This window comes from Nocardioides sp. NPDC092400 (assembly GCF_040684155.1).
GTDB lineage: Bacteria > Actinomycetota > Actinomycetes > Propionibacteriales > Nocardioidaceae > Nocardioides.
Genome location: NZ_JBFBFJ010000001.1, coordinates 672,728 through 695,985, shown reverse-complemented (window position 1 = coordinate 695,985; position 23,258 = coordinate 672,728). Strand labels below are relative to the sequence as shown.

At 74.2% G+C, this 23,258-nt stretch carries 24 protein-coding genes; 3 read left to right on the top strand and 21 right to left on the bottom strand.

The features are described 5' to 3' along the window. Nucleotides 1–22: 22 nt before the first annotated feature. From AB0N29_RS03425 to AB0N29_RS03345, 17 genes are all read right to left on the bottom strand, one after another. A complete protein-coding gene (locus AB0N29_RS03425; RefSeq protein WP_302270565.1) occupies nt 23–361 on the bottom strand; it encodes a P-II family nitrogen regulator in 339 nt (112 codons plus the stop codon). A 97-nt stretch (nt 362–458) separates the two neighbouring features. Continuing rightward, nucleotides 459–797: a P-II family nitrogen regulator gene (locus tag AB0N29_RS03420; protein WP_302270563.1), complete on the bottom strand. Its 339-nt coding sequence runs from the start codon at nt 795–797 to the stop codon at nt 459–461. Next, complete coding sequence (locus AB0N29_RS03415; protein WP_302270562.1) at nt 794–2,086, bottom strand: ammonium transporter; 1,293 nt, start codon at nt 2,084–2,086, stop codon at nt 794–796. The genes AB0N29_RS03420 and AB0N29_RS03415 overlap by 4 nt, the downstream gene beginning before the upstream one ends. Before the next feature lie 213 nt (nt 2,087–2,299). Continuing rightward, the gene (ftsY, locus tag AB0N29_RS03410; protein ID WP_364864106.1) at nt 2,300–3,478 is read right to left on the bottom strand and encodes a signal recognition particle-docking protein FtsY; all 1,179 of its coding nucleotides are present in this window, start codon (nt 3,476–3,478) and stop codon (nt 2,300–2,302) included. A gap of 50 nt (nt 3,479–3,528) precedes the next feature. Beyond that, nucleotides 3,529–3,723, bottom strand: coding sequence for a hypothetical protein (locus AB0N29_RS03405; protein WP_302270560.1), 195 nt, complete (start codon nt 3,721–3,723; stop codon nt 3,529–3,531). Nucleotides 3,724–3,765: 42 nt separating this feature from the next. Then, nucleotides 3,766–4,206 carry a thioesterase family protein gene (locus AB0N29_RS03400; protein ID WP_364864103.1) on the bottom strand — a complete coding sequence of 147 codons (441 nt, stop codon included), beginning with the start codon at nt 4,204–4,206 and terminating at the stop codon, nt 3,766–3,768. Next, the gene (gene smc, locus AB0N29_RS03395) at nt 4,203–7,763 is read right to left on the bottom strand and encodes a chromosome segregation protein SMC (RefSeq protein WP_364864102.1); all 3,561 of its coding nucleotides are present in this window, start codon (nt 7,761–7,763) and stop codon (nt 4,203–4,205) included. Before smc ends, AB0N29_RS03400 begins: the two co-directional genes overlap by 4 nt. A gap of 149 nt (nt 7,764–7,912) precedes the next feature. Next, nucleotides 7,913–8,812 carry a hypothetical protein gene (locus tag AB0N29_RS03390; RefSeq protein WP_364864099.1) on the bottom strand — a complete coding sequence of 300 codons (900 nt, stop codon included), beginning with the start codon at nt 8,810–8,812 and terminating at the stop codon, nt 7,913–7,915. A gap of 70 nt (nt 8,813–8,882) precedes the next feature. Then, nucleotides 8,883–9,086: a hypothetical protein gene (locus tag AB0N29_RS03385; protein WP_302270556.1), complete on the bottom strand. Its 204-nt coding sequence runs from the start codon at nt 9,084–9,086 to the stop codon at nt 8,883–8,885. Nucleotides 9,087–9,222: 136 nt separating this feature from the next. Then, the gene (gene mutM, locus AB0N29_RS03380; RefSeq protein WP_364864097.1) at nt 9,223–10,122 is read right to left on the bottom strand and encodes a bifunctional DNA-formamidopyrimidine glycosylase/DNA-(apurinic or apyrimidinic site) lyase; all 900 of its coding nucleotides are present in this window, start codon (nt 10,120–10,122) and stop codon (nt 9,223–9,225) included. Between the two features lie 3 nt (nt 10,123–10,125). Next, the gene (gene rnc, locus AB0N29_RS03375) at nt 10,126–10,905 is read right to left on the bottom strand and encodes a ribonuclease III (protein ID WP_364865434.1); all 780 of its coding nucleotides are present in this window, start codon (nt 10,903–10,905) and stop codon (nt 10,126–10,128) included. Nucleotides 10,906–10,916: 11 nt separating this feature from the next. Further along, nucleotides 10,917–11,102 (bottom strand): 50S ribosomal protein L32, encoded by a 186-nt coding sequence (gene rpmF, locus AB0N29_RS03370; protein ID WP_166189999.1) that lies wholly within the window; start codon nt 11,100–11,102, stop codon nt 10,917–10,919. A 93-nt stretch (nt 11,103–11,195) separates the two neighbouring features. Further along, nucleotides 11,196–11,723, bottom strand: a complete 528-nt coding sequence (locus AB0N29_RS03365) for a YceD family protein (RefSeq protein ID WP_302270553.1) — start codon at nt 11,721–11,723, stop codon at nt 11,196–11,198. A gap of 117 nt (nt 11,724–11,840) precedes the next feature. Further along, entirely contained in the window at nt 11,841–12,335 is a 495-nt protein-coding gene (coaD, locus tag AB0N29_RS03360) for a pantetheine-phosphate adenylyltransferase (protein ID WP_302270552.1), read from the bottom strand. 13 nt (nt 12,336–12,348) lie between these two features. Beyond that, the gene (gene rsmD / locus AB0N29_RS03355) at nt 12,349–12,954 is read right to left on the bottom strand and encodes a 16S rRNA (guanine(966)-N(2))-methyltransferase RsmD (protein ID WP_364864094.1); all 606 of its coding nucleotides are present in this window, start codon (nt 12,952–12,954) and stop codon (nt 12,349–12,351) included. Nucleotides 12,955–12,961: 7 nt separating this feature from the next. Beyond that, nucleotides 12,962–15,262, bottom strand: a complete 2,301-nt coding sequence (locus AB0N29_RS03350) for an ATP-dependent DNA helicase RecG (protein WP_364864092.1) — start codon at nt 15,260–15,262, stop codon at nt 12,962–12,964. A 16-nt stretch (nt 15,263–15,278) separates the two neighbouring features. Then, nucleotides 15,279–16,940, bottom strand: coding sequence for a DAK2 domain-containing protein (locus tag AB0N29_RS03345; RefSeq protein ID WP_302270548.1), 1,662 nt, complete (start codon nt 16,938–16,940; stop codon nt 15,279–15,281). 188 nt (nt 16,941–17,128) lie between these two features. On the opposite strand from AB0N29_RS03345, the gene rpmB reads away from it, so the two are divergent. Further along, a complete protein-coding gene (gene rpmB, locus AB0N29_RS03340; protein ID WP_011756723.1) occupies nt 17,129–17,314 on the top strand; it encodes a 50S ribosomal protein L28 in 186 nt (61 codons plus the stop codon). Between the two features lie 252 nt (nt 17,315–17,566). Here rpmB and AB0N29_RS03335 read toward each other — a convergent pair whose 3' ends face one another. Next, a complete protein-coding gene (locus tag AB0N29_RS03335; protein ID WP_364864090.1) occupies nt 17,567–18,541 on the bottom strand; it encodes a thiamine-phosphate kinase in 975 nt (324 codons plus the stop codon). Nucleotides 18,542–18,664: 123 nt separating this feature from the next. Here AB0N29_RS03335 and AB0N29_RS03330 point away from each other — a divergent pair, with 123 nt between their 5' ends. Beyond that, nucleotides 18,665–18,901: an Lrp/AsnC ligand binding domain-containing protein gene (locus AB0N29_RS03330; protein ID WP_166190128.1), complete on the top strand. Its 237-nt coding sequence runs from the start codon at nt 18,665–18,667 to the stop codon at nt 18,899–18,901. 63 nt (nt 18,902–18,964) lie between these two features. Here the strand turns inward: AB0N29_RS03330 and AB0N29_RS03325 are convergent, their stop codons facing one another. Beyond that, a complete protein-coding gene (locus AB0N29_RS03325) occupies nt 18,965–20,086 on the bottom strand; it encodes a D-alanine--D-alanine ligase family protein (RefSeq protein WP_302270545.1) in 1,122 nt (373 codons plus the stop codon). A 30-nt stretch (nt 20,087–20,116) separates the two neighbouring features. On the opposite strand from AB0N29_RS03325, the gene AB0N29_RS03320 reads away from it, so the two are divergent. Beyond that, on the top strand, nt 20,117–21,214 hold the full coding sequence (locus AB0N29_RS03320; RefSeq protein ID WP_364864087.1) for a PLP-dependent transferase: 1,098 nt from the start codon (nt 20,117–20,119) through the stop codon (nt 21,212–21,214). A gap of 222 nt (nt 21,215–21,436) precedes the next feature. On the opposite strand, the gene AB0N29_RS03315 is transcribed toward AB0N29_RS03320, so the two are convergent. Next, nucleotides 21,437–22,474 (bottom strand): NAD(P)H-dependent glycerol-3-phosphate dehydrogenase, encoded by a 1,038-nt coding sequence (locus AB0N29_RS03315; protein WP_302270542.1) that lies wholly within the window; start codon nt 22,472–22,474, stop codon nt 21,437–21,439. Next, nucleotides 22,471–23,241 (bottom strand): lysophospholipid acyltransferase family protein, encoded by a 771-nt coding sequence (locus AB0N29_RS03310; protein ID WP_302270541.1) that lies wholly within the window; start codon nt 23,239–23,241, stop codon nt 22,471–22,473. The genes AB0N29_RS03315 and AB0N29_RS03310 overlap by 4 nt, the downstream gene beginning before the upstream one ends. Nucleotides 23,242–23,258: the final 17 nt, after the last annotated feature.

Below are 23,258 nucleotides of genomic sequence, written 5' to 3'. Positions count from 1 at the left end.
GGAGGGGCGGGGGCGCGAGAGATCACAGGGCCTCGTCGTCGCGCTCGCCGGTGCGGACGCGCAGGACCGAGTCGACCGGGCTCACCCAGACCTTGCCGTCACCGATCTTGCCGGTCTGCGCGCCGCGCTCGATGGCGCCGACGACCTCGTCGACGTCGCCGTCGGCCACGACGACCTCGAGCCGCAGCTTCGGCACCAGCGCGACGTCGTACTCCGCGCCGCGGTAGACCTCGGTGTGCCCCTTCTGCCGCCCGTAGCCGCTCACCTCGCTGACCGTCATCCCGGTGACGCCGACGGACTCCAGGGCGACCCGGACGTCCTCCCACTTGTGCGGCTTGACCACCGCGGTGACGAGCTTCATCGGTTCTCCTGGTCGCTGGGCTGAGGTGGGCCGATCATGCCCGACCATGCCGACGGCCCGGCTCCCCCACGCGGGGAGGGCCGGGCCGTCGGGGTGGTCACAGGGCGGCTTCGTCCTTGTCGCCGGTGCGGACCCGCACCACCGTCTCGACCGGGCTCACCCAGACCTTGCCGTCGCCGATGCGGCCGGTCTGCGCGGTCTTGACCACGATCCCCACCACGTCGTCGGCGTCGCTGTCGTCGACCACGATCTCGATGCGGATCTTCGGCACGAGCGCGATGTCGTACTCCGCGCCGCGGTAGACCTCGGTGTGGCCCTTCTGGCGTCCGTACCCGCTGACCTCGCTGACGGTCATGCCGGTGACCCCGAAGGTCTCCAGCGCCTCGCGGACGTCCTCCCACTTGTGCGGCTTGATCACCGCGGTCACGAGCTTCATGCGTTGGCTCCTTCCGAGGCGGGGGCGGTGTGTGCGGCGAGGACGCCGGACTTGCCGCCGCCGCCCAGGCTGCTGGTGTGCAGGTCGTACGCCGACTCGCCGTGGGCGCTGAGGTCGATGCCCTCGACCTCGTCGTCCTCGGTGATCCGCAGGCCGATGGTGAACTTGATGGCCAGGGCGATGACCGCGGTCACGATCGCCGAGTAGACCACCGCGACGACCACGCCGAGCGCCTGGTCGCCCAGGGAGCCGGCGCCGCCGCCGTAGAAGAGGCCGTCGATGCCGCCGGCCCCGTCGGAGGTGGAGAACAGGCCGATGAGCAGCGTGCCGACGATGCCGCCCACGAGGTGGACGCCGACGACGTCGAGCGAGTCGTCGTAGCCGAGGCGGAACTTCAGGCCCACGGCCCAGGCGCACACGGCACCGGCGATGACGCCGATGGCGACCGCGCCCTCGATGTCGACCGCACCCGCGGCCGGGGTGATGGCGACCAGGCCCGCGACGATGCCGGAGGCGGCGCCGAGCGAGGTGGCCTTCTTGTGGATCAGCTTCTCCACGGCCAGCCAGCCGAGGATGGCGGCCATGGTGGCCAGCGTGGTGTTGGCGAACGTGCGGCCCATCTCCGAGGGGATGTCCTGGTCGACGACGACGATCGAGCCGACGTTGAAGCCGTACCAGCCGAACCACAGCAGGCCCGCGCCGAGCATGGTCAGCGTCAGGTTGTGCGGGCGCATCTTGTCGCGGGGCCAGCCGAGGCGCTTGCCGAGGAGGACCACCAGCACGAGCGCCGCGACGCCGGCGTTGATGTGGACCGCGGTGCCACCGGCGTAGTCCTGCGCGCCGATCCGTCCGCAGATGAGCGAGTCCTCGGTGCAGCTGAAGACCATGTGGGCCATCGGGAAGTAGCAGAGCAGCGCCCACAGCGGCACGAAGGCCAGCCACGCGCCGAACTTCATCCGGCCCTCGACGGCGCCGCTGATCAGGGCGACGGTGATGATCGCGAAGGTCATCTGGAACATGACGAAGACGTAGTCGGCGGTGCCGACGCCGTCGAGCCAGAACAGGTCGAAGGGGTTCGCGAAGAGCGTGCCGTCGCCGGCCCAGCCCATCGACCAGCCGACCGCGACGTACAGGATGCCGACGATCGCAGCCGCGATGTAGGACATCATCATCATGTTCAGCACGGACTTCGAGCGGGACATGCCGCCGTAGAAGAGCGCCAGTGCGGGCACCGTCATCATCAGCACCAGGGCTGTCGCCACCAGCATGAAGGCGTAATAGCCGTCCACGAAACCTCCAGGGTTGCTCTCGTCGAAGGCCGGCCCGCACGTCGACTGACGTCGCTGTCAGGTGCGGGTCCGGCCGCTGTCGAGAACACTCGGCGGCCGAGGTTTCGCTGCCCGCCGCGCGATGTTGCGAGCAGGAAACGAGTCCTGGAGTTTCGTTACGTCCCGGTTACGGACCGGGCGTGCCGTGTTTGCCCGGCCCGGTCGCCGGGCGCGTCAGCCGAGCAGTGCGTCGACGAACGCGCCGGCGTCGAACGGCGCCAGGTCGTCGGCGCCCTCGCCGAGGCCGACCAGCTTGACCGGTACGCCGAGCTCGCGCTGGACCGCGACCACGATGCCGCCCTTGGCGGACCCGTCGAGCTTGGTGAGCACGATGCCGGTCACGTCGACGACCTCGCTGAAGACGCGGGCCTGGATCATGCCGTTCTGCCCGGTCGTGGCGTCGAGGACGAGCAGCACCTCGGTGACCGGCGCCTGCTTCTCGATGACGCGCTTGACCTTGCCGAGCTCGTCCATCAGGCCGGCCTTGTTCTGCAGGCGGCCGGCGGTGTCCACGATGACGGTGTCGATGCCGCGGTCCACGCCCTCCTTGACCGCCTCGAAGGCGACGCTGGCGGGGTCGGTGCCCTCCGGGCCGCGGACGACCTCGACGCCGACCCGCTCGCCCCAGGTCGCGAGCTGCTCGACCGCAGCCGCACGGAACGTGTCGGCCGCCCCGAGGACGACGCTGCGGTCCTCGGCGACCAGGATCCGGGAGATCTTGCCGACGGTGGTGGTCTTGCCGGCGCCGTTCACGCCCACGACCAGCACCACGCCGGGCCGGCCGTCCTCGCCGCTGACCTGGAGCCGGCGGTCCATCGAGGGGTCGACCAGCGTGAGCAGCTCCTCGCGCAGGACGGTCCGGGCGTCGGCGCCGGTGCCGCCCTCGACCCGCATCCGGGTGCGCAGCCGGTCGACCAGCTCCTGGGTGGGCGCGACGCCGATGTCGGCGGTGAGCAGGGTGTCCTCGATCGACTCCCAGGTGTCCTCGTCGAGCCGGTCGCGGCTCAGCAGGGCGAGCAGCCCGCGGCCCAGGGAGCCCTGGGAGCCGGCCAGGCGCTGGCGCAGCCGCACCAGGCGGCTGGCCGTGCCCTCGGGGCGCTCGAGGACGGGCGCCTCGTCGACCGGCGCGACCTCGGCCTCGACCTCCGGCTCGAGGGTCGCCGGCGGTGAGCTGAGCTCGACCGCCGCCTCATCCTCGGGCGCCTCCGACGGCGGCCGGACGATGACGTCGGTGTGGGTGTTCGGCAGCGGCTTCGGCGACCGCCGCCGCCCGACGATGAGCCCGGTGACGGCCGCGACGAGGCCGAGGCCCACGAGCGCGACGATGAGGATCAGGGCGGAGACGGCTTCCATGGCGTCATCCAATCATCCGGGGCGGGAGCCCCCGAAACGCGTGCCGCGGGTCAGTGGCGGCGGGCGCCGGCGGCCTCGTCGGCCTCGGGGTCGAGCACCGGGGCACGCTCGGCCACGCGCTCCATGGCCTCGCCGAGCCAGGGCGCCTGCGGCACCTGCTGGCCGCGGTGGGGGAACGCGACGTACGTCACCACGAGCCCCGCCACGAGAACGATGAACAGCATCACCAGGGAGATCGTCAGCACTCCTCAGTGTTACCCCTGGGGCGCACGGGGCAACCCACCGGGTCAGCGCAGGAGCGGGGCGACGGCGGCGCGGATCACGTCGGGCACCGGGGTGACCGGCCGCGCGGGATCGGTGTCGTCGACGTAGACGTGCACGAACCGGCCCTCGGCGGCGGCCTCCTCGCCGTCGCCCTGGAACAGCCCGATCCGGTAGACGACCGAGGAGGTGCCGACCTTCTCGCAGACCAGGCCCGCCTCGACCGGTGCGGGGAAGCCGATCTCGCGGAAGTACCGGCACCCGGTCTCGGCGACGATGCCGATCTGCGGCAGCCTGCGGATGTCGACGCCGGTCGCCTCGTAGAGGTGGGCGTTCACCGCGGTGTCGAACATCTCGTAGTACGTCGCGTTGTTGAGGTGCCCGTAGGCGTCGTCGTCGCGCCACCGGGTCGTGATCGTGCGCCACGCGACGTAGTCGGCGCGCGTGGGGCGGGTGCGGTCGCTCATGCCGGCTCCGGCTCCCGCAGCCGCTGGCTGATGACGGCCGAGACGCCGTCCCCTCGCATGGTCACGCCGTACAACGCGTCCCCGACCTCCATCGTCCGCTTCTGGTGGGTGATGACGAGCAGCTGGGAGTTCTCCCGCAGCTCCTCGTAGATCTCGAGCAGCCGCCCGAGGTTGGTGTCGTCGAGCGCCGCCTCGACCTCGTCGAGGATGTAGAACGGCGAGGGCCGGGCCTTGAAGAGCGAGACCAGGAAGCAGACCGCCACCAGGGAGCGCTCGCCGCCGGAGAGCAGCGAGAGCCGCTTGACCTTCTTGCCGGCGGGGCGGGCCTCGACCTCGATGCCGGTGGTCAGCATGCTGCCCGGGTCGGTGAGCACCAGGCGTCCCTCGCCCCCGGGGAAGAGCCGCGCGAACGTCGCGTCGAAGGCCCGCTCCACGTCGGCGTACGCCTCGGTGAAGACCTGCTCGACGCGGGTGTCGACCTCGCGGACGATGTCGAGGAGGTCCTTGCGGGTCTTGCGAAGGTCCTCGAGCTGCTCGGTGAGGAACTTGTGCCGCTCCTCCATCGCCGAGAACTCCTCGAGCGCCAGCGGGTTGACCCGGCCCAGCATCGACAGGGCGCGCTCGGCGGCGCGCAGCCGCTTCTCCTGCTCGGCGCGGACGTACGGCGCAGGCTCGGGGGCTGGGTCGTCCTCGGCCGCGTCGGCGGCAGGTGCGACCGGCACCGGCTGGTCGGGCCCGTAGTCGCCGACCAGTGCGTCGGGCGCGAGGCCGAGCTCCTCGACAGCGCGCTGCTCGAGCTGCTCGATCCGCATCTGCTGCTGCGCGCGGGCCAGCTCGTCGCGGTGGGCGGAGCTGACGAGCTCGTCGTGCTCGCGGGCGAGGTCGCGCAGCCGGGCCCGCACGTCGCGCAGCTGCTGCTCGCGCCCCGCCCTGGCCTGCTCGACGGCGGTCCGTGCCTCGGCCGCGCGGGTCACCGAGACCTCGAGCCGGACGAGCACGTGCGCCACGGCCGTGCCGACCGCCTCCGCGGCCCGCCCCTCGCGCATGAGCCGCTCGCGGCGCTCGGCCGCCTTCGCCCGCGCCTCGCGCTCCGCGCGCGCCGCGCGCAGCAGGCCGTCGGCCCGCCCGTGCAGCGCCCGGGCACGCTCCTCGGAGGTGCGCAGCGCGAGCCGGGCGTCCATCTCGCCCTGGCGGGCGTCGCGGGCGGCGGCGACCAGGCGCTCGCGGTCACCGGTGTCGGGCTCCTCCTCGGGAGCGTCCTGGGCCGTGGCCAGGCGCGTCTCGAGGTCGGCGAGTCCCGCCACCGCCTGCTCGCGGGCCTCCTGGGCCTTGGCGATGGCCTGCGCGAGGCGCTCGGCCTCGCCGCGGGCCGCGCGGGCCTGCGAGCCGTACTGCCCCAGCTCCTCGGCCACTGCCGCCAGCGTCGCGTCCGACTCGTGCAGCTTGGCCATCGCCACGTCGGCGCGCTTCTGCGCCTCCAGCCGCTCGGCCTCGAGCCGGGAGATGTCGAAGGAGAGCCGCTCCCCCGCCGCCGTCACCTCGGCCAGCTGCGCGGCGGCCTCGTCGACCGCGGCCTGCACCTCGATGAGGCTGGGGCGGCTCGTGGACCCGCCCGCGGCGAAGTGGGCGGCCAGCACGTCGCCCTCGCGGGTGACGGCGGTCAGGTCCGGCAGGTCGCCCACCAGGGACCGGGCGGTGTCGAGGTCGTCCACGACGGCCACCCGGTCGAGCAGGCGCGACAGCGCCGGTCGCAGCTCCTCCGGGCACTCCACCACGTCCACGGCGTACGTCGCGTGGCCGGGCAGCGCCGGCCGGTCGGTCGCTCCGGTGGTCCCCGCGCCGCCGAGCACGAGGCCGGCGCGGCCGAGGTCCTCGCCCTTGAGGTGGGCGATCGCGTCGACCGCGGCCGCCGCGTCGGCGACGGCGACCGCGTCGGCGGCCTGCCCGAGGGCGGCGGCGACGGCGGTCTCGAAGCCCGCACGGACCGTGAGCAGTGCCGCGACCGACCCGAGCAGGCCCGGGACCGCGTCGGCGGCGCCCAGCAGCGCGCCGGCGCCGTCCTTGCGGTCCAGGCCGAGCTCGAGGGCGTCCTTGCGGGCCGCCAGCGCGGAGCGGTCGCGGTCGGCCTGCTGGGCCGCGTCGCGGACCTTGGCCAACCGCTCCTCGACGTCGTCGAGCAGCGAGGTGGCCGCCTCGTGCTCGGCGTCGAGGCCCTCCTCCCCCGCGTCGAGGCCGGCGACCCGGGTCTCCAGCGCGGTGAAGTCGCGCTGCGCCCGGTCGGCGCGGGCCAGCGCCTCCTCGCGGGCGAGGGAGAGCCGACCCACCTCGTCGTCGGCGGCCGAGGCGCGCGAGCGCAGCGCGTTGACCTGGCCGTGCAGCCGGGCGAGCCCCTCACGGCGGTCCGCGGCCGCACGCTGGAGGGCCGCGATGCGGCGGTCCTCCTCCGCGGCGGCGTCCTCGGCGGCCCGGCGGGCCGCGACGGCCTCCTCGAGCGTGGTGCGGTGCCGGTCGACCTCGGCGGCGGTGCGCTGCTCGTTCTCGCGCATCCGCTCCGCCTCTGCCTCGAGCTCCTCAGGGTCGCGCCCCCCGCGGTGCTCGGTGCCGGCGCTGCCGGCGGCGTTGCGCCTGCGCTCGGCGGCCAGGGACTGGGTCCCGCGCAGGCGCTCGCGCAGCCCGGACAGGGCGAACCACGTCTCCTGGGCCGCAGCGAGCGTCGGCAGGTCCTCGCGCAGCGCCGCCTCGAGGGCGGCCTCGGCCTCCCGGGCCGACGCGATCGCCGCCTCGACCTGCTCGCGACGCTGCACCAGGACCGACTCGTCGGCCAGCTCCTGCTCCAGCGCGGTGCGCGCGGTCACCAGGTCGTCGGCGAGCAGCCGGGCGCGGGCGTCGCGCACGTCGGCCTGCACGGTCTGGGCGCGCCGGGCGACCTCGGCCTGCCGGCCCAGCGGCTTGAGCTGCCGGCGGATCTCGCTGAGGAGGTCGTTGAGGCGGTTGAGGTTGCCCTCGGTCGCGTCGAGCTTGCGGAGCGCCTTCTCCTTGCGCTTGCGGTGCTTGAGGACGCCCGCCGCCTCCTCGATGAAGCCGCGGCGGTCCTCGGGCGTGGCGTGCAGGATCTGGTCGAGCTGGCCCTGCCCGACGATCACGTGCATCTCGCGGCCGATGCCGGAGTCGGAGAGCAGCTCCTGGACGTCGAGCAGCCGACAGGTGCTGCCGTTGATGGCGTACTCCGACCCGCCGGAGCGGAACATCGTGCGGCTGATCGTGACCTCGGCGTACTCGATGGGCAGGGCGCCGTCGGAGTTGTCGATGGTCAGCACCACCTCGGCGCGCCCCAGCGGTGGGCGGCCGGAGGTGCCGGCGAAGATGACGTCGTCCATCTTGCCGCCGCGCAGCGACTTGGCGCTCGCCTCGCCCATCACCCAGGCGAGCGCGTCGACGACGTTGGACTTGCCCGAGCCGTTCGGGCCGACGATGCAGGTGATGCCCGGCTCGAGCTGGAGCGTCGTCGAGGACGCGAAGGACTTGAACCCCTTCAGGGTCAGGCTCTTCAGGTACAACGGGGGCTCCCTCACACCGGTGGGCATCGGCGCTGACGTGCGCGCGGCGGCTGGCGGGCGCCGCGCGGGGGAAGCTCAGCGGCCTCAGGGTACCTCCCGCGCCGGTCCGTGAGGCCGCCCTGCGGCCCCCGCGCGTCGCGTCGGCGCCCTCAGCTCCGGCGCACGGCGAGCGCGGTGAGCCCGACCGCGGCCACGTCCTCGGCGACGGCGGCCCGCCAGGTCCACCCGCGGCGCTCGGCGGCGTCCCGCCACAGCGCTCCGGCGACGGTGCCGATCGCCGCGCCCGCGGCCCCGGCGAGGACCGCGAGGACCCGCGGGGCGTCGGCACGGCCGGCCAGGGCGGCGCCGCCGCCGGCGCCGGCCAGGAGCCGGCCGCCCGTCGCCTGGGCCTGGAGCCGGCTCGGGGCCTGCGGCAGCTTGTCGCCGACCACCTCTGCAGCCACCAGCCCGGCGCTGAGGACGCCCCGGGCACGGTTGCCAGACGTCAGGGCCGGACCCGCGACGGCGAGGGACGTGCGGCTGCCGGCAGCGGCGCCCAGCGCGAGGCTGCGCCCGAGCAGCCCGGCGGTGACCCGCCCGGTCGGCGCCACCTCGCCGGCCGGCGGCGTGACCCGGTCGAGGGTCCACTGGACGCCGGCGCCGTACGCGAGGTGCGGGAGGACGTCACGGGTCCAGTCCGCGGCCGACCACTCCCGCGGGTCGGTGAGCCCGCCGGCGGCCATCGGCACGTCGGTCGCGGCCATCGCCGCGAGACCGGTCGCCACCGCCCCGACCGGCCCCGGCAGGCGCAGCCCGGCCCGGCGCAGCGCGCTGGCGGCCACGCCGAGGCCGAGACCGGTCGCGGTGCCGGCGAGCGCGCCGTACGCCTCGGGCCGACCGCCGTCGGTGGGCGGCTCCAGCCCGAGGGACCCGGCCAGGCGGAGCACGGTGCGCGTCGGCTGCGCGCTCGCCTCGCGGCCGGTGAGGGCCATGTCGAGGTAGGTGGCCGCGTTCAGCAGCGTGGTGCCCACGGCCCCTGCGGCCAGGCCTCGTCCGATCGTCGTCGCCATGCCGGGGAGGTACCCGCGGCGGGCGGCGCCAGCCGCGACCGTCGCAGGACCCGCGGCGCCGGTCGGCGGGTCAGGCGGGCTGCATCTCCTGCAGCGCCGACTCGCGGTCGAGGATGTCGGCGGCCTGCGCCGCGACGAGGCGGTCGTTCTCCTCGCTCAGCTTGAGCACGAGGGCCTCGAGCTCGCGGACGCGGGCGCGGAGACGGGCGTTGTCCGCCGAGAGGCGGGGGTCACGCAGGTCGCTGTCCAGGTAGCCGATCAGCGCCTTGGCCATGGGGTCTTCCTTCGGTTCGGAGATGGTCGTGCGGAGGGCGGTCCTCGTGGGGCCGGGGGGGCGGCGCAGATGGCCACCGGGGGCGTGCCGCGCGGAGGCGGGCCGTCTTCAAGAGTCCCACCGAGGCGCCGTCCGGTCAATCCGGGACGGGCACCACCGGCGGGACACCCGCCGGCACCGGGCGTCGCCGGCGCGGCACCGGCTGGCAGCGCGGGCAGAAGTACGACGAGCGGTTCATGAACGCCACCCGGCGGATGGGCGTCCCGCACCGGTCGCACGGCTCACCCTCGCGCCCGTAGGCGTGCAACGAGCGGTCGAAGTAGCCGGACTCGCCGTTGACGTTGACGTACAGCGCGTCGAACGACGTCCCGCCCTGGGCGAGCGCGTCGGTCATCACGTCGCGCACGTGGCCGAGGAGCTCGCGCACCTGCGGACCCGTCAGCCGGTCCCCCGGACGCTCGCCGTGCAGGCGCGCGCGCCACAGCGCCTCGTCGGCGTAGATGTTGCCGACACCCGAGACGAGGTTCTGGTCCAGCAGCAGCCGCTTGACGCCCGAGGTCCGGCGCCGCACGCGACGTACGACGTCGTCGAGGTCGAACTGCTCGTCGAGAGGGTCGCGGGCGATGTGGGCGATCTCGGGCGGCAACCCGGCGCCGCCGGCCGAGACCGAGAGGCCGCCGAACATCCGCTGGTCGACGAACCGCAGCTCGCGCCCCTCGTCCGCGCCGTCGAGCGCCAGCCGCACCCGCAGGTGCCGCTCGGCCGGCGCGTCGGGCGGCTGCACCAGCAGCTGCCCGCTCATGCCGAGGTGCGCCATCAGCGCGTCGCCGTCGTCGAGCGGCAGCCAGAGGTACTTCCCGCGCCGGCGGGCGGCGACGATGCGGCGCCCCGCCAGCGCCTGGGCGAAGCCCTCCGGCCCGCGGGGGTCGCGGCGCACCGGTCGCGGGTGGAGGACGTCGACGCGGGTGATCGTCGCGCCGAGCACGTGCCGCTCGAGGCCGGCGCGGACGACCTCGACCTCGGGCAGCTCCGGCACGGCTCAGGCGGAGTGCTGGGAGGTGCTGGTGGCGGTGCTCGTGGCGGTGCTCGTGGCGGTGCTCGTGGCGGCGTCGGCCGCCGGGTCCGTGACGCCCAGGGCGGTGGCGATCTCGCCGTACGCCGTCTCCGCGGCGGCCTGCTCGGCCTCCTTCTTGGAGCGGCCCACACCGTTGCCGTAGAGCTTGTCGCCGACCCGGACCTGCGCGGTGAAGGTCTTCTGGTGGTCGGGGCCCTCGTCCTCGATGACGTACTCGGGGACCCCGAGGGCGTGCTCGGCGGCGAGCTCCTGCAGCGAGGTCTTCCAGTCCAGGCCCGCACCCATGGCCGAGGCGGCCTCGATGAGCGGGTCGAAGAGGAGGTGGACGACGCGGGCGGAGGTCTCGAAGCCGCCACCGGAGAGGTGGACGGCCCCGATGACCGCCTCGACGGTGTCGGAGAGGATCGAGGCCTTGCCCCGACCGCCCGTCGACTCCTCGCCACGACCGAGCTTCACGTGGTCGCCCAGGCCGATGGCCCGACCCACCTCGGCCAGCGCGCGGGCGTTGACGACCGCGGCGCGGAGCTTGGCCAGCCGACCCTCGGAGAGGTCGGGGTGGGTCGTGTAGAGCGTCTCGGTCACGACGACGCCGAGCACCGAGTCACCCAGGAACTCCAGGCGCTCGTTGGTCGGCAGGCCGCCGTTCTCGTACGCGTAGGAACGGTGCGTGAGCGCACGCTCCAGCAGCTCGGGGTCCAGCTCCGGATCCCCGAGCGCCGCGCGCAGCTCGCTGTAGTTGGTCAGTGGACCGGTTCTCAGATGACCTGACGACGGTCGGCGCGAGCGCCGTACTGGCCGCACTCGCCGCACGCACGGTGCGGGAGGTGCTTGGCACCGCAGGCGGGGTTCGCGCAGGTCACCAGGGTGGGCGCGACGGCCTTCCAGGCCGACCGACGGTGACGCGTGTTGCTGCGCGACATCTTCCGCTTCGGGACTGCCACTGTTCTCTCCTCGTTCTGGACCGGTGGTGCCGGCCGTACCTGGCTTCGGTGCTGCTCGCGGGACCGAGGTCGGTCCTGCTGTCTTGGTGGCTCTCAGCTGTCCTGGGAGTCCTGGTCCTGCAGGGCCGCGAGGCCCGCCCACCGCGGGTCGACCGGCGCCTCGTGCGAGTGGTCGGGGTCCTCGGCCAGGCGTGCACCGCACTCGGTGCACAGGCCAGGACAGTCGTCCTCGCACAAGGGCTGGAACGGCAGTGCGAGCACCACCGCGTCCCGCAGCAGCGGCTCGAGGTCGAGCAGGTCGTCCTCGAGCTTGCTGACCTCGTCGTCCTCGGAGTCGCCCTGGTGGGCAGGGTCGTCGTAGACGAACAGCTCCTGGAACGTGACCTCGGTGTCGTCCTCGATCGGTTCCAGGCACCGTGCGCACTCGCCCTCGAGCACGGCTCGCGCCGTGCCCGTCACCAGCACGCCCTCCATGACCGCCTCGAGGCGCAGGTCGAGCTCGACCGGCGACCCCTCGGGGACCTTGAGGACTTCGATGCCCAGATCTGGCGGTGCCGGCACCGTCCGCGTCACCTGTCGCTGGGACCCCGGGCGGCGGCCGAGCTCGCGGGTGTCGAGCACGAGCGGCGCTCTCGGGTCCAGGCTGTTCAGGAGATCACTTCCGGTCCGGGCACGTACAGATCAGCGAGAAGCCTAACCGGCGTGCCGACGATCGGACAAAACGCAGGTCGCGAGGCGTCAGGCACGGGCGGCACGCCGTTCGGCCAGCCGCGCGGTGAGCCGCTCGAGCACGGGTGCCGGCACGAACGCCGAGACGTCGCCGCCGTACGTCGCGACCTCCTTGACCAGGCTGCTGGAGAGGAAGGACCACTCCGGGCTGGTGGGGACGAAGACGGTGTCGACGCCGGTGAGCGAGGTGTTCATGTGCGCCATCGGCAGCTCGTACTCGAAGTCGCCCGCACCCCGCAGGCCCTTCACGACGGCGACGGCGTCGTTCTCCTGGCAGTACGTCGTGAGCAGGCCGGTGAAGCCGTCGACGCGGACGTTGTCCCAGCCGGCGCAGGCCTGCTCGAGCATCGAGATCCGCTCCTCGGCCTCGAAGAGCCGGTTCTTCGACGCGTTGACCCCGACCGCGACGACGACCTCGTCGAAGAGCACCGAGGCGCGTCGGACGATGTCGAGGTGGCCGTGGGTGACGGGGTCGAAGGACCCCGGGCAGACGGCTCGGCGCACGTGCGGCTCCGCTCTAGTCCTCGGCCGGGTCGTCGCCGGCGGGAGGGTCGTCGGTGGGTCGGGCGGCGCGACCGTACCAGAGCACGGTCTCCCCGTAGCGGCGCTCCCGGACCGGCTCGATGCCGTCGGGCCAGGTCGGCTCGGGGCTGCGCACGGACCGCTCGACCACGACCAGCGCGTCGGGGACGAGCCACCCGTGCTCGACCAGGGCGAGCAGGTCGCGGGCCAGGCCCGCCTCGTCCAGGGGGTACGGCGGGTCGCTGAAGACCACGTCGTACGGCGCGGCCGGCGCCCGGTGCAGCGTCGTGCCGACCGCGGCCGCGACGACGTCGGCCCGGGGGAAGCCGATGGTCCGGGCGTTCTCGCGGACGAGGGCGGCCGTGCGGCGGTCCTGCTCGACCAGCGTGACCACCCCGGCGCCCCGGGACCACGCCTCCAGGCCCACCGCGCCGGAGCCGGCGTACAGGTCGAGGAAGCGCAGGCCGTGCAGCGAGCCGCACCAGGACTCCACGGCGGAGAACAGCGCCTCGCGGACCCGGTCGCTGGTGGGCCTGGTCGCGGCCCCGCGGGGGGTGGCCAGCCGCCGCCCGCCGGCGGACCCGCCGATGATCCTCGTCACTGGTCCCTCACGACTTCTCCATGTACTCGCCGGCCACCGAGAGCTCCATGTCCCGCACGACCGCGGCCAGCTCGGGCGCACCGGCCAGCGCGGGGTCGCGGTCCAGCAGCGTCTCGGCGGCCTGCCGCGCCGCCACGATGGTCTCCTCGTCCCGGAGCACGCGGAGGTTCTGCAGGCTCGAGCGGTAGCCGGACTGGTTCTTGCCGAGCACGTCGCCCTCGCGGCGCTGCTCGAGGTCCACCCGGCTCAGCTCGAAGCCGTCGGTGGTCCCGGCGACGGCGTCGAGCCGCTCGCGCGCCGGCGTGCCGGCCTCGGCGCGCGAGACCAGGAGGCACAGCCCCGGCAGCCCGCCGCGGCCGACGCGACCACGCAGCTGGTGCAGCTGGGAGACCCCGAACCGGTCGGCGTCGAGCAGCACCATCGTGGTCGCGTTGGCGACGTCGACGCCCACCTCGATGACCGTGGTCGAGACCAGCACGTCGACGTCGCCCGCGGCGAAGGCGCGCATCGTCCGGTCCTTCTCCTCCGGGTGCATCCGGCCGTGCAGCGCCTGGACGCGGAGGTCGGCGAGCGGGCCGGCGGCGAGCTCCGCGACGACCTCCTCCACGGCCGCCAGGGGTGGTCCGGTGCGGGCGGCCTTCTTCTCCCCCGCCTTCTCCCCCGCCTTCTCACCTGTGTCCTCCCCCGGCGCCCCGGGGTCGTCGGCGGGTGCGTCCTCGCCGCCCTGCTCGAGCTCGTCGCCCGCGATGCGCGGGCACACGACGTACACCTGGTGGCCGGCGGCGACCTCCTCGCGGACCCGCTCCCACACCCGCCCCATCCAGCCGGGGTGCTCGGCGAGCGGCACGACGTTGGTCTGGATCGGTGCCCGGCCCGCCGGCAGCTCGGTGAGCGTCGAGGTCTCCAGGTCGCCGAAGACCGTCATCGCCACGGTGCGCGGGATCGGCGTGGCGGTCATGACCAGCACGTGCGGCGGGGTGCCGGCCTTGTCGGTCAGCGCGGCCCGCTGCTCCACGCCGAAGCGGTGCTGCTCGTCGACGACGACCAGGCCGAGGTCGAAGAACGAGACGTGCTCCTCGAGCAGCGCGTGGGTGCCGATCACGATGCCCGCCTCGCCGGTGGCCAGCCGGGACAGCGGACCGGTGCGCTGGGCCTTGGTCATCGACCCGGTGAGCAGCTCGACGTTCGTGCCGTCCGCGGCGCCGCCGAGCATGCCGCCCGCGGCGAGGTCGCCGAGCATGGCGGTGATCGAGCGGTGGTGCTGCTGGGCGAGCACCTCGGTCGGCGCGAGCAGGGCCGCCTGCCCGCCGGAGTCCACGACCCGGAGCATGGCCCGCAGCGCCACCAGGGTCTTGCCCGAGCCGACCTCGCCCTGGAGGAGGCGGTTCATCGGGTGCGGCTCGGCGAGGTCGCGCTCGATCTCCTCCCCCACCGTGCGCTGGCCGGCGGTGAGCTCGAAGGGCAGCCGGGCGTCGAACGCCGCGAGCAGCCCGCCCTCGCCGCCGGTGCGGGTCCGGGCGCCGAGGTCCCGCAGCGCCCGGCGGCGCCGCGCCAGGACCAGCTGGGTGACCAGCGCCTCCTCGAAGCGGAACCGCTTCATCGCCGCGCCGACCTGGCGACGGTCGTCGGGCGCGTGCACCCAGTCCAGGGCCCGCCGGGCGGGCAGCAGGCCGTGCTCGTCGCGGACGTCGGGCGGCAGGAGGTCGGGCACCTCGTCGACGACGCTGCGCGCGAAGGTGATCGCCCGCTGCAGGTCCCACGACTCCACCCCGCTGGTGAGCGGGTAGATCGGGTAGAGCGCGCCCAGGGCGTCCAGCTCGGCCTCGACGTCCTCGGCGTCGGGCCCGCCGGGACCGCCCTCGGGGCCCTCGCCGAAGAGCACCATCTTGGGGTTGGTCAGCTGCCACTCGCCACGGAAGGCGTTGACGCCGCCGACGAACAGCCCGCGCCGGCCGACCGCCAGGCGGCGGGCGTTCCACTCCGCGACGTGGCGGCCCTTGGCGAAGAACGACATCCGCAGCCGCGGGCCGTCGGTGGTCAGCGTCGTGTCCAGGCGGTACGCCGTGCGGCCGGTGCGCCGGTCGGTGTAGGTGCGGACGTCGGAGGCGACGACCTCGCCGACCACGGTGATGACCTCGCCGGGCTGCAGCTCGTCGACCTTGGTGAGCTCCTTGGTCTCGACGTAGCGCCGCGGGAAGTGGTGCAGCAGGTCGCCGACCGTGCGGATGCCGAGCTTCTCCTCGATCTTGGCGCGCTTGCCCTTGTGGTCGCCCAGCACGGCTGCGACCGGCGTCTCGACGGTGATCACGCGGTGTCCGCTCCCCTCACTCGACCGCCACCAGGAGCGGGTACCGCTCCTGGCCACCGTCGTACACCACGACGTCGACAGCGGGGTGGTGCTCCTCCACCCAGCCGGCGCACCGGGTGGCGAGGGCGCCCTCGGGATCCTCGGCGCCGGCGACGATCGTCACCAGCTCGCCGCCGCCGCCGAGCAGCCGGTCGAGGACCTGCGTGCCCACGGCGAACTGGTCCTCCCCGACGACCACGAAGTCGCCCGCCACCACGCCGAGGACGTCGCCGACCTCGCAGGGGCCGGCCATCGTCATCGCCCGGCGCGCCGCGACGGTGACCGCCCCCTGGCGGGCGTGCCGGGCGGTCGCGGTCATCTCGAGCACGTCCTGGTCGAAGGAGCGGCCCGGCTCGTGGACCGCCAGCGCGGCCAGCCCCGAGACCTGGGCGGGCGTCGGGATGACCGCCACGCGCAGGCCGCCCTGGGCGTCGCCCTCGGCGGTGCTGGCCGCGACCTGCGCGACCCGCACGGAGTCGTGGTCGTTGGGCAGCACGACGACCTCGGAGGCGCCGCAGGAGGTGATCGCCTCCAGCAGCTCCCCCGTGCTCGGCCGGCGGCCCGGCCCGCCGTGCACGACCACCGCGCCGGCCTCCTCGAACAACCGGGCCAGTCCCGGGCCGGCAGCGACGGCCACGACCTTCCGCCCGGCGCGCGCGGGGGTGCGGCGACGTGCCTCGGCGACCTGCTCGGCGAAGTGGGTGACGCGCACCCGGTGCGGCCGGCCGGCCTCGATGCCGGCCTCGATCGCGGCGCCGACGTCGTCGACGTGGACGTGGACGTTCCAGAGCCCCTCGCCGCCGACGACCACCAGCGAGTCGCCGAGCGCGCCCAGCGACCGGCGCAGCGGCGGGATGTGCTCGTCGTCGGCCTCGAGCAGGTACATGACCTCGTAGGACGGACCGTCCGGGGACAGCTCGTGCTGCACCATGGCCGGCTGCGGGATCAGGTGGCTGCCCAGGGGCGCGGTCACCGGCACCGGCCGGCGGCCGGTCAGGACCGTCTCGGCGGCGTCGAGCACCACGCTCAGCCCGCGACCGCCGGCATCGACCACGCCGGCGTCGCGCAGCACGGCCAGCTGCTCCGGCGTACGCGCGAGGGCGGTGCGGGCCGCCTCCGCGGCGGCGGCGAAGACGTCGCGGGCGCGCGCACCCGGCTGGGCAGCGCGTTCCCCGGCCGCCTCGGCGGCGGCGCGACCCACGGTGAGCATCGTGCCCTCGACCGGCTCCCCCACCGCGGCGTACGCCGCGTCGCTGGCGTGCCGGAGCGCGTCGGCCATGACCGCGGCGTTGCGCTCGCCGCCCCGGCCGGACGCGAGCCGCCGGGCGATCGCCCCCAGCATCTCGCTGAAGATCACCCCGGAGTTGCCGCGGGCACCGAGCAGCGCCCCGCGCGCCAGGGCCGCCAGGGCCGGGCCGAGGTCGGCGTCGGGGTCCCCGCCACCGGTCGCCTCGCGCAGCGCGTCGCGCGCCGCCGAGACCGTCAGCCACATGTTGGTGCCCGTGTCGCCGTCCGGCACCGGGTAGACGTTGAGCGCGTCCACCTCCTCGCGCGCCTCGGCGAGAGCCTCGACCGCGATGTCGACGAACCGCAGCACGACCGCGAGCGAGATGGCGCCGTGGCCCGGCACTTGCTCCATCGGCGTCCTCGACTGTCGTGGGTGACCGTGGACCGTGGCACGATGGTCGGGGCCGGTCCTGGCGGATGACGAGGAGCCAGGGTATGGCCTCGGGCGACGATTTCCGGGTGGACCCACTCGTCAGATATTCTCGCCCGGTTGCCCGCTCGTCGGGCGCCTCACACGTAATCGATCATCAGGAGTTCACGGTGGCTGCCGTCTGCGACATCTGCGCCAAGAAGCCTGGCTTCGGCAACAACCGGCCGTGGTCGCGCAAGATCACGAAGCGTCGTTTCGACCCCAACATCCAGCGGGTTCGTGCGACCGTCAACGGTACGCCCAAGCGGCTCAACGTCTGCACCGGCTGCCTCAAGGCCGGCAAGGTCACTCGCTGAGCGAGTCGATCCGCGGAGGCCGTCACCCCTGAGGGGTGGCGGCCTCCTGCTTTTCCCCGCCTTCCGGCGCGCACCCGGGCGTTCGTGCAACGCGCTGTCCGGTGGTCTGCCGCGCCGTCGGGGCGTGCAACGCGCCGTTCGGTGGTCTGCCGCGCCGTTGGAGGCACTGCCGCGCCGATCCGCCGGCGCGGTAGTCCTTCGAACGGCGCGTTGCAAGCAGCGACGCCCGCCCGCCCGGGGCGCCGGAACGGCTCAGAAGTGCGTCCAGCCGGTCGGGCCGTCGTAGGGGGCGCCGTCGACGGTGACGGCGCCGACCGCGCCGTCGGCCGGCTCGGTGACCTCGCCGACCACGTCCCAGCCCTCGGGGACGTCGGCGGGGTCGAAGGTCGCGAGCAGGGCGTGGTCGTCGCCGCCACCGAGCACGAAGCCGAGCGGGTCGGCGCCGAGGGCAGCGCCGACGGCGTGCAGCGGCTCGGGGACCTCGAACGCGCCGCGGCGGACGTCGATCGCCACCCCGGAAGCCGAGGCGAGGTGGCCGGCCTCGGCGAGCAGGCCGTCGGAGACGTCGATCATCGAGGTCGCACCGGCCTCGGCGGCGGCCGGCCCGGCGTCGTACGGCGGGGCGGGGCGGCGGTAGGCCTCGACGAGCACGCGCGGGGAGCGGAAGCCGCGGCCGAGCACCGCCAGTCCCCCGGCGGCCCAGCCCTGCCGGCCGTGCAGGGCGAGCACGTCCCCGGGGCGGGCGCCCGAGCGGAGCACCGGGGAGACGGTGCAGGCGCCGAGGACGGTCACGGCGATGACGATCTCGTCCGCGCGGGTCAGGTCGCCGCCGACGACGCTCGCGCCGACGAGGGCGCACTCGTCGGCGAAGCCGCGGGCGAAGTCCAGCGCCCACTGCGCCTCGAGGTCGGCCGGTGCGGCGAGCCCGACGGTCAGGGAGCCGGCGCGACCGCCCATGGCGTTGATGTCGGAGATGTTCTGCGCGGCGGCACGGTGCCCGACGTCCTCCGCGGACGCCCACTCCCGGCGGAAGTGGCGGCCCTCGACCATCAGGTCGGTGGAGACCACGACGTGTCCGGTGCGCACGCGCAGCACCGCCGCGTCGTCGCCGGGGCCCACCAGGACGTGCTCGCCCTGCTCGAAGAGCCGGGTGAACGCCTCGATCAGGCCGAACTCACCGGCGTCGCCCAACGTCGCGCCGGCGGGGAACGGAGCACTCGCAGCCATGGACCCATCCCACCAGACGCCCGCCGGGCGGCGAGCGGGCGCCGGGCTGTCGGCGCGTGGCGACCAGGGGGTAGGTTGACGCCGAACCGCAGTCCAGCGCTGAGCAGCAGGGAGAGCACCACGATGGTCGTCCAGGCGTACATCCTGATCCAGACCGACGTCGGCAAGGCTGCCGAGGTCGCCCGCGAGATCGCGCAGGTCAAGGGTGTCACCCTCGCCGAGGACGTCACCGGGCCCTACGACGTGATCGTGCGCGCCGAGGCGCGCAACGTCGACGAGCTCGGCAAGCTCGTCGTCGCGAAGGTGCAGACCCTCGACGGCATCACCCGCACCCTCACCTGCCCGGTCGTCCACATCTGAGGACCGCACCTGACGCCCCGTGCCCGCCGGGCGCGGGGCGTCGTGCTGCTCCGGGGCAGGGCGTCAGCGCAGGCCGGTGTCGCGCGCCAGCGCGAGGCGGAGCAGCCGGTCGACCAGCGCCGGGTAGTCCAGGCCGGTGGCCGCCCACATTCGCGGGAACATCGACAGAGGGGTGAACCCGGGCATGGTGTTGAGCTCGTTGACCACCAGCGAGCCGTCGGGGAAGACGAAGAAGTCGACCCGCGCCAGCCCCTCGCACCCGACCGCCTCGAACGCCGCGGCCGACAGGCTGCGCAGCCGCTCCTCCACGCCGTCGGGCAGCACGGCGGGCACGTCGAGCTCGGTGGCCTCCTCGGGGAGGTACTTGGCGTCGAAGTCGTAGAACTCGTGGTCACCGGTGATCCGGATCTCCGCCGGGACGCTGGTCTCGGTCGACCCGTCCAGCGCCTGCAGCACGCCGCACTCGACCTCGCGGGCCCCGGTGGCGCAGACCTCGACCAGCACCCGAGGGTCGTGCTCGAGGGCGTGCTCGATCGCCGCGTCGAGGCCGGCGGGGTCGTGGACCTTGGAGATGCCGATCGACGAGCCGCCGCGGGCGGGCTTCACGAAGAGCGGGTAGCCCAGCCCGGCGGAGCGCTCCCGGCACTCCTGCGGGTCCGCGGACCACTCGCGGGCGGTGACGACCACGCTCGGCATGACCGGCAGGCCGGCGGCGGCGAGGACGACCTTCATGTAGGCCTTGTCCATCGCGACCGCGGACGCGAGCACGCCGGCGCCGACGTACCGCACCCCGGCCATCTCGAGCATGCCCTGGATCGTGCCGTCCTCGCCCCACGGGCCGTGCAGCAGCGGGAAGACCACGTCGACCTCGCCGAGCGTGCGCGGCGGCGCCGAGGCCTCGGTGACGACGAGGTCGGTCCCGGCCGCGTCGGGGGCGAGCGCGACCGTCGCGCGCTCGCCGTCGACGCTGGGCATCCGGTCGGCGCCGTCGCCGGCACCGATCCGCAGCCGCTCGACGTCGCCGGACTCCAGCACCCAGCGGCCGTCCCGGGCGATGCCGACCGGCACGACGTCGTACTGCTCGGGATCGATGGCCTGGAGGACGCTGCCGGCGGTCACGCACGAGATGGCGTGCTCGCTGGAACGGCCACCGAAGACGACAGCGACGCGGGGCTTGCGGATCACCGTCCGACCCTATCGACCTAGGGTTGTCCCATGACTGCGGACGCGCCCGACCACCTGACCGACCACCTCGCGTCGATGGGCACCGGCACCCGCGCGGTGCACCTGGGCCGCCCTCCGCACGTCGCCGACCAGCCGCTGAACGAGCCGATCACGCCGGCCTCGACCTTCGTCGCCGGGGGTGACCGGGAGTACGGCCGGTACGGCAACCCGACCTGGAGCGCGTTCGAGACGGCCCTCGGCGGGCTCGAGGGCGGCCGCGCGCTGGCGTTCTCCTCCGGGCTCGCCGCCGTCGCGACCGTGCTGGACCTCGTCGGCAACGGCGCCAAGGTCGTCGCGCCCCGCAACTGCTACACCGGCACGGCCATGCAGCTCGGCGACCTCGAGGCCCGCGGCCGCCTGCGCACCGAGCTGGTCGACGTGACCGACACCGCCGCGGTGGTCAGGGCCTGCGAGGACGCCGCGCTGGTGTGGCTGGAGTCGCCCACCAACCCGGCGCTCGAGATCGCGGACCTCCCGACGATCATCGCCGCCGCCCACGAGGCCGGGGCGTACGCCGTCGTCGACAACACCTTCGCCACTCCCCTGCTCCAGCGGCCGCTGGAGTCCGGCGCGGACCTGGTCGTGCACTCGGTCACCAAGTACCTCGCCGGCCACAGCGACGTCCTCATGGGCGCGGTCGTCACCGCCGACGACGAGCTGCACGGGGTGATCAAGGGCCGTCGCGACCTGCTCGGCGCGGTGCCCGGCACGTTCGAGGCCTACCTCGCCCTGCGCGGCCTGCGCACCCTCCACCTCCGCGTCGAGCGGGCGCAGTCGAACGCCGCCGAGCTGGCGCGCCGGCTGGGCGACCACCCCGCGATCGGGGAGGTCCGCTACCCCGGGTTCGGCGGCATCGTGGCGATCGTGCTGGCCCAGGGCGCCATGGCCGCGGACCTGCTCACCCACAAGACGAGGCTGTGGGTGCACGCCACGTCCCTCGGCGGCGTGGAGTCCACCTTCGAGCGGCGCCGTCGCTGGAAGGCCGAGCCCGCCACGATCCCCGACGCGCTCGTCCGGCTCTCCGTCGGCGTCGAGGACGTCGACGACCTGTGGGAGGACCTCCGCGTCGCGCTGGACGACCTCACCTGAGGCACCGCCCGCTGGTCGAGCAGCGAGCGCTCGCGAACAGCCGCGCTGGTCGAGCAGCGAGCGCCGGCGAGCGTCGTCGAGACCCGGTGAGGTCCCCACCCGCGGTGCGCACCTCACCGGGTCTCGACCCGCTCGCGCGACCTCGTTCCTCGGTCGCGTCGCTTGCTCGACCTTCGCGAGCCACGCGGCGACCTCGTTGCTCGGTCGCCGCTGCTCGCTCGCTCAGTCGGTCTCGGCCTTGGTGTCGCGGGCGATGAAGGACTCCATCATCTCCTGGGCGGTCATCCGCCCGGCGACGACGGCGTCGACGTGCTCGGCGATCGGTGCGTCGACACCGGTCTGCCGGGCCAGCGCCAGCAGGGAGGAGCAGGACTTCGCGCCCTCCGCGACCTGGCGGGTCGAGGCGTAGATCTCCGCGGCGCTCAGCCCCTGGCCGAGCTTCTCGCCGAACGTGCGGTTGCGCGACAGCGGCGAGGAGCAGGTGGCCACGAGGTCGCCGAGCCCGGCGAGGCCCATCAGGGTCAGCGGGTTGGCGCCGAGGCCCATCGCGAGCCGCGCGGTCTCGGCGAGGCCGCGGGTGATCAACGAGGCGGTGGTGTTGTCGCCGAAGCCCAGGCCGACCGCCATGCCGACCGACAGCGCCACGACGTTCTTGTACGCCCCACCCAGCTCGCAGCCGAGGACGTCGACGCTCGTGTAGGGCCGGAAGGCCGCCGTGTGGCACCGCTGCTGCAGCATCCGCGCGACGTCCTCGTCCTCGCAGGCGACGACCGACGCGGCCGGCTCGCGCCGCGCGATCTCCTTGGCGAGGTTGGGGCCGCTGACGACGGCGATCCGCTCCGGTCCGGCGCCGGTGACCTGGCCAATCACCTCGCTCATCCGCTCCAGCGTGCCGAGCTCCACGCCCTTCATCAGCGAGACGAACACGGCGCCGGGCTCGACGTACGGCGCCCACGCGGTGAGGTTCTCGCGCAGGGACTGGCTGGGGGTGGCCAGCACGACGACGTCGGCGCCGTGCAGCGCCTTCTCCACGTCGTGCGTGGCCGACACCGACGGCGGCAGCTCGATGCCGGGCAGGTAGTCGGGGTTCTCGCGCCGCTCGTTGATCGACTCGGCGACCTCGGGCCGCCGCGCCCACAGCACGACGTCGTTGCCCGCGTCGGCGAGCACGATGGAGAACGCCGTCCCCCACGACCCGGCGCTGAAGACGGCGACCTTGCCGCGCCCACCCGGGGCGTCCTGGCTCGGGACAGTGGTCATGCGGGGTCCTCCCCGATCTCGTGGCGGCGCGGGTTGCCGGTCGGTCGTACCCCGTGCTTGCGCATGTCGAACCTCTCGGCGGGTGCCGTGCCGCCGCGCACGTCCTCGACCAGCACCGTGATCGCGGCCATGATCCGGTCGGTCGCCTCCTGGACGACCTCGGGACTGCGGGGCCGGGCGAGGAGGTCGGCGAGGTCGACGGGGTCGCCGACCTTCATCCTGATCAGCTTGCGGGGGACGACGTCCGGCTTCTTCGCGTACGGCGCCAGCAGCTCCTGCGCGCCCCACTGCCCGACGGGGATCACGGGACACCCGGTCTCCAGCGCGATCCGCGCGGCGCCCGACTTCCCCGTCATCGGCCACAGGTCGGGGTCGCGGGTGATCGTGCCCTCGGGGTAGACCACCACGCACTCACCGGCGCGGACGGCGGCGACCGCGGCGTCGTACGCGCCGATCGCGTTGCGGGTCAGCCGCTCGACGGGGATCTGCCCGGCGGCCTGCAGGAAGAAGCCGAGCGCCTTGTTCTTGAACAGTCCCGACTTGGCCAGGTAGCGCGGGATCCGGCCGTGGTCGTAGACGATGTGCGCCGCGGTGAGCGGGTCGACGTGCGAGATGTGGTTCATGACCAGGATGCAGCCGCCGCGCACCGGGATCTTGTCGCCGCCCTCCCACTCGTGGCGGGTCGTGGCGAGCAGCGTGGGCTTCACGATCGCGACCGCGATGTTCCACGCCCAGCCTCGCTTCTGCTGCAGCTTCCGGACCGTCACGACCGCAGGCTACTCGC

Coding starts and splice junctions, on each gene's coding strand:
- AB0N29_RS03425 (WP_302270565.1), bottom strand. CDS start 361: ATGAAGCTCGTCACCGCGGTGGTCAAGCCGCACAAGTGGGAGGACGTC.
- AB0N29_RS03420 (WP_302270563.1), bottom strand. CDS start 797: ATGAAGCTCGTGACCGCGGTGATCAAGCCGCACAAGTGGGAGGACGTC.
- ftsY (WP_364864106.1), bottom strand. CDS start 3,478: ATGGAAGCCGTCTCCGCCCTGATCCTCATCGTCGCGCTCGTGGGCCTC.
- AB0N29_RS03400 (WP_364864103.1), bottom strand. CDS start 4,206: ATGAGCGACCGCACCCGCCCCACGCGCGCCGACTACGTCGCGTGGCGC.
- AB0N29_RS03390 (WP_364864099.1), bottom strand. CDS start 8,812: ATGGCGACGACGATCGGACGAGGCCTGGCCGCAGGGGCCGTGGGCACC.
- AB0N29_RS03385 (WP_302270556.1), bottom strand. CDS start 9,086: ATGGCCAAGGCGCTGATCGGCTACCTGGACAGCGACCTGCGTGACCCC.
- AB0N29_RS03345 (WP_302270548.1), bottom strand. CDS start 16,940: ATGGAGCAAGTGCCGGGCCACGGCGCCATCTCGCTCGCGGTCGTGCTG.
- AB0N29_RS03335 (WP_364864090.1), bottom strand. CDS start 18,541: ATGGCTGCGAGTGCTCCGTTCCCCGCCGGCGCGACGTTGGGCGACGCC.
- AB0N29_RS03330 (WP_166190128.1), top strand. CDS start 18,665: ATGGTCGTCCAGGCGTACATCCTGATCCAGACCGACGTCGGCAAGGCT.
- AB0N29_RS03320 (WP_364864087.1), top strand. CDS start 20,117: ATGACTGCGGACGCGCCCGACCACCTGACCGACCACCTCGCGTCGATG.
- AB0N29_RS03315 (WP_302270542.1), bottom strand. CDS start 22,474: ATGACCACTGTCCCGAGCCAGGACGCCCCGGGTGGGCGCGGCAAGGTC.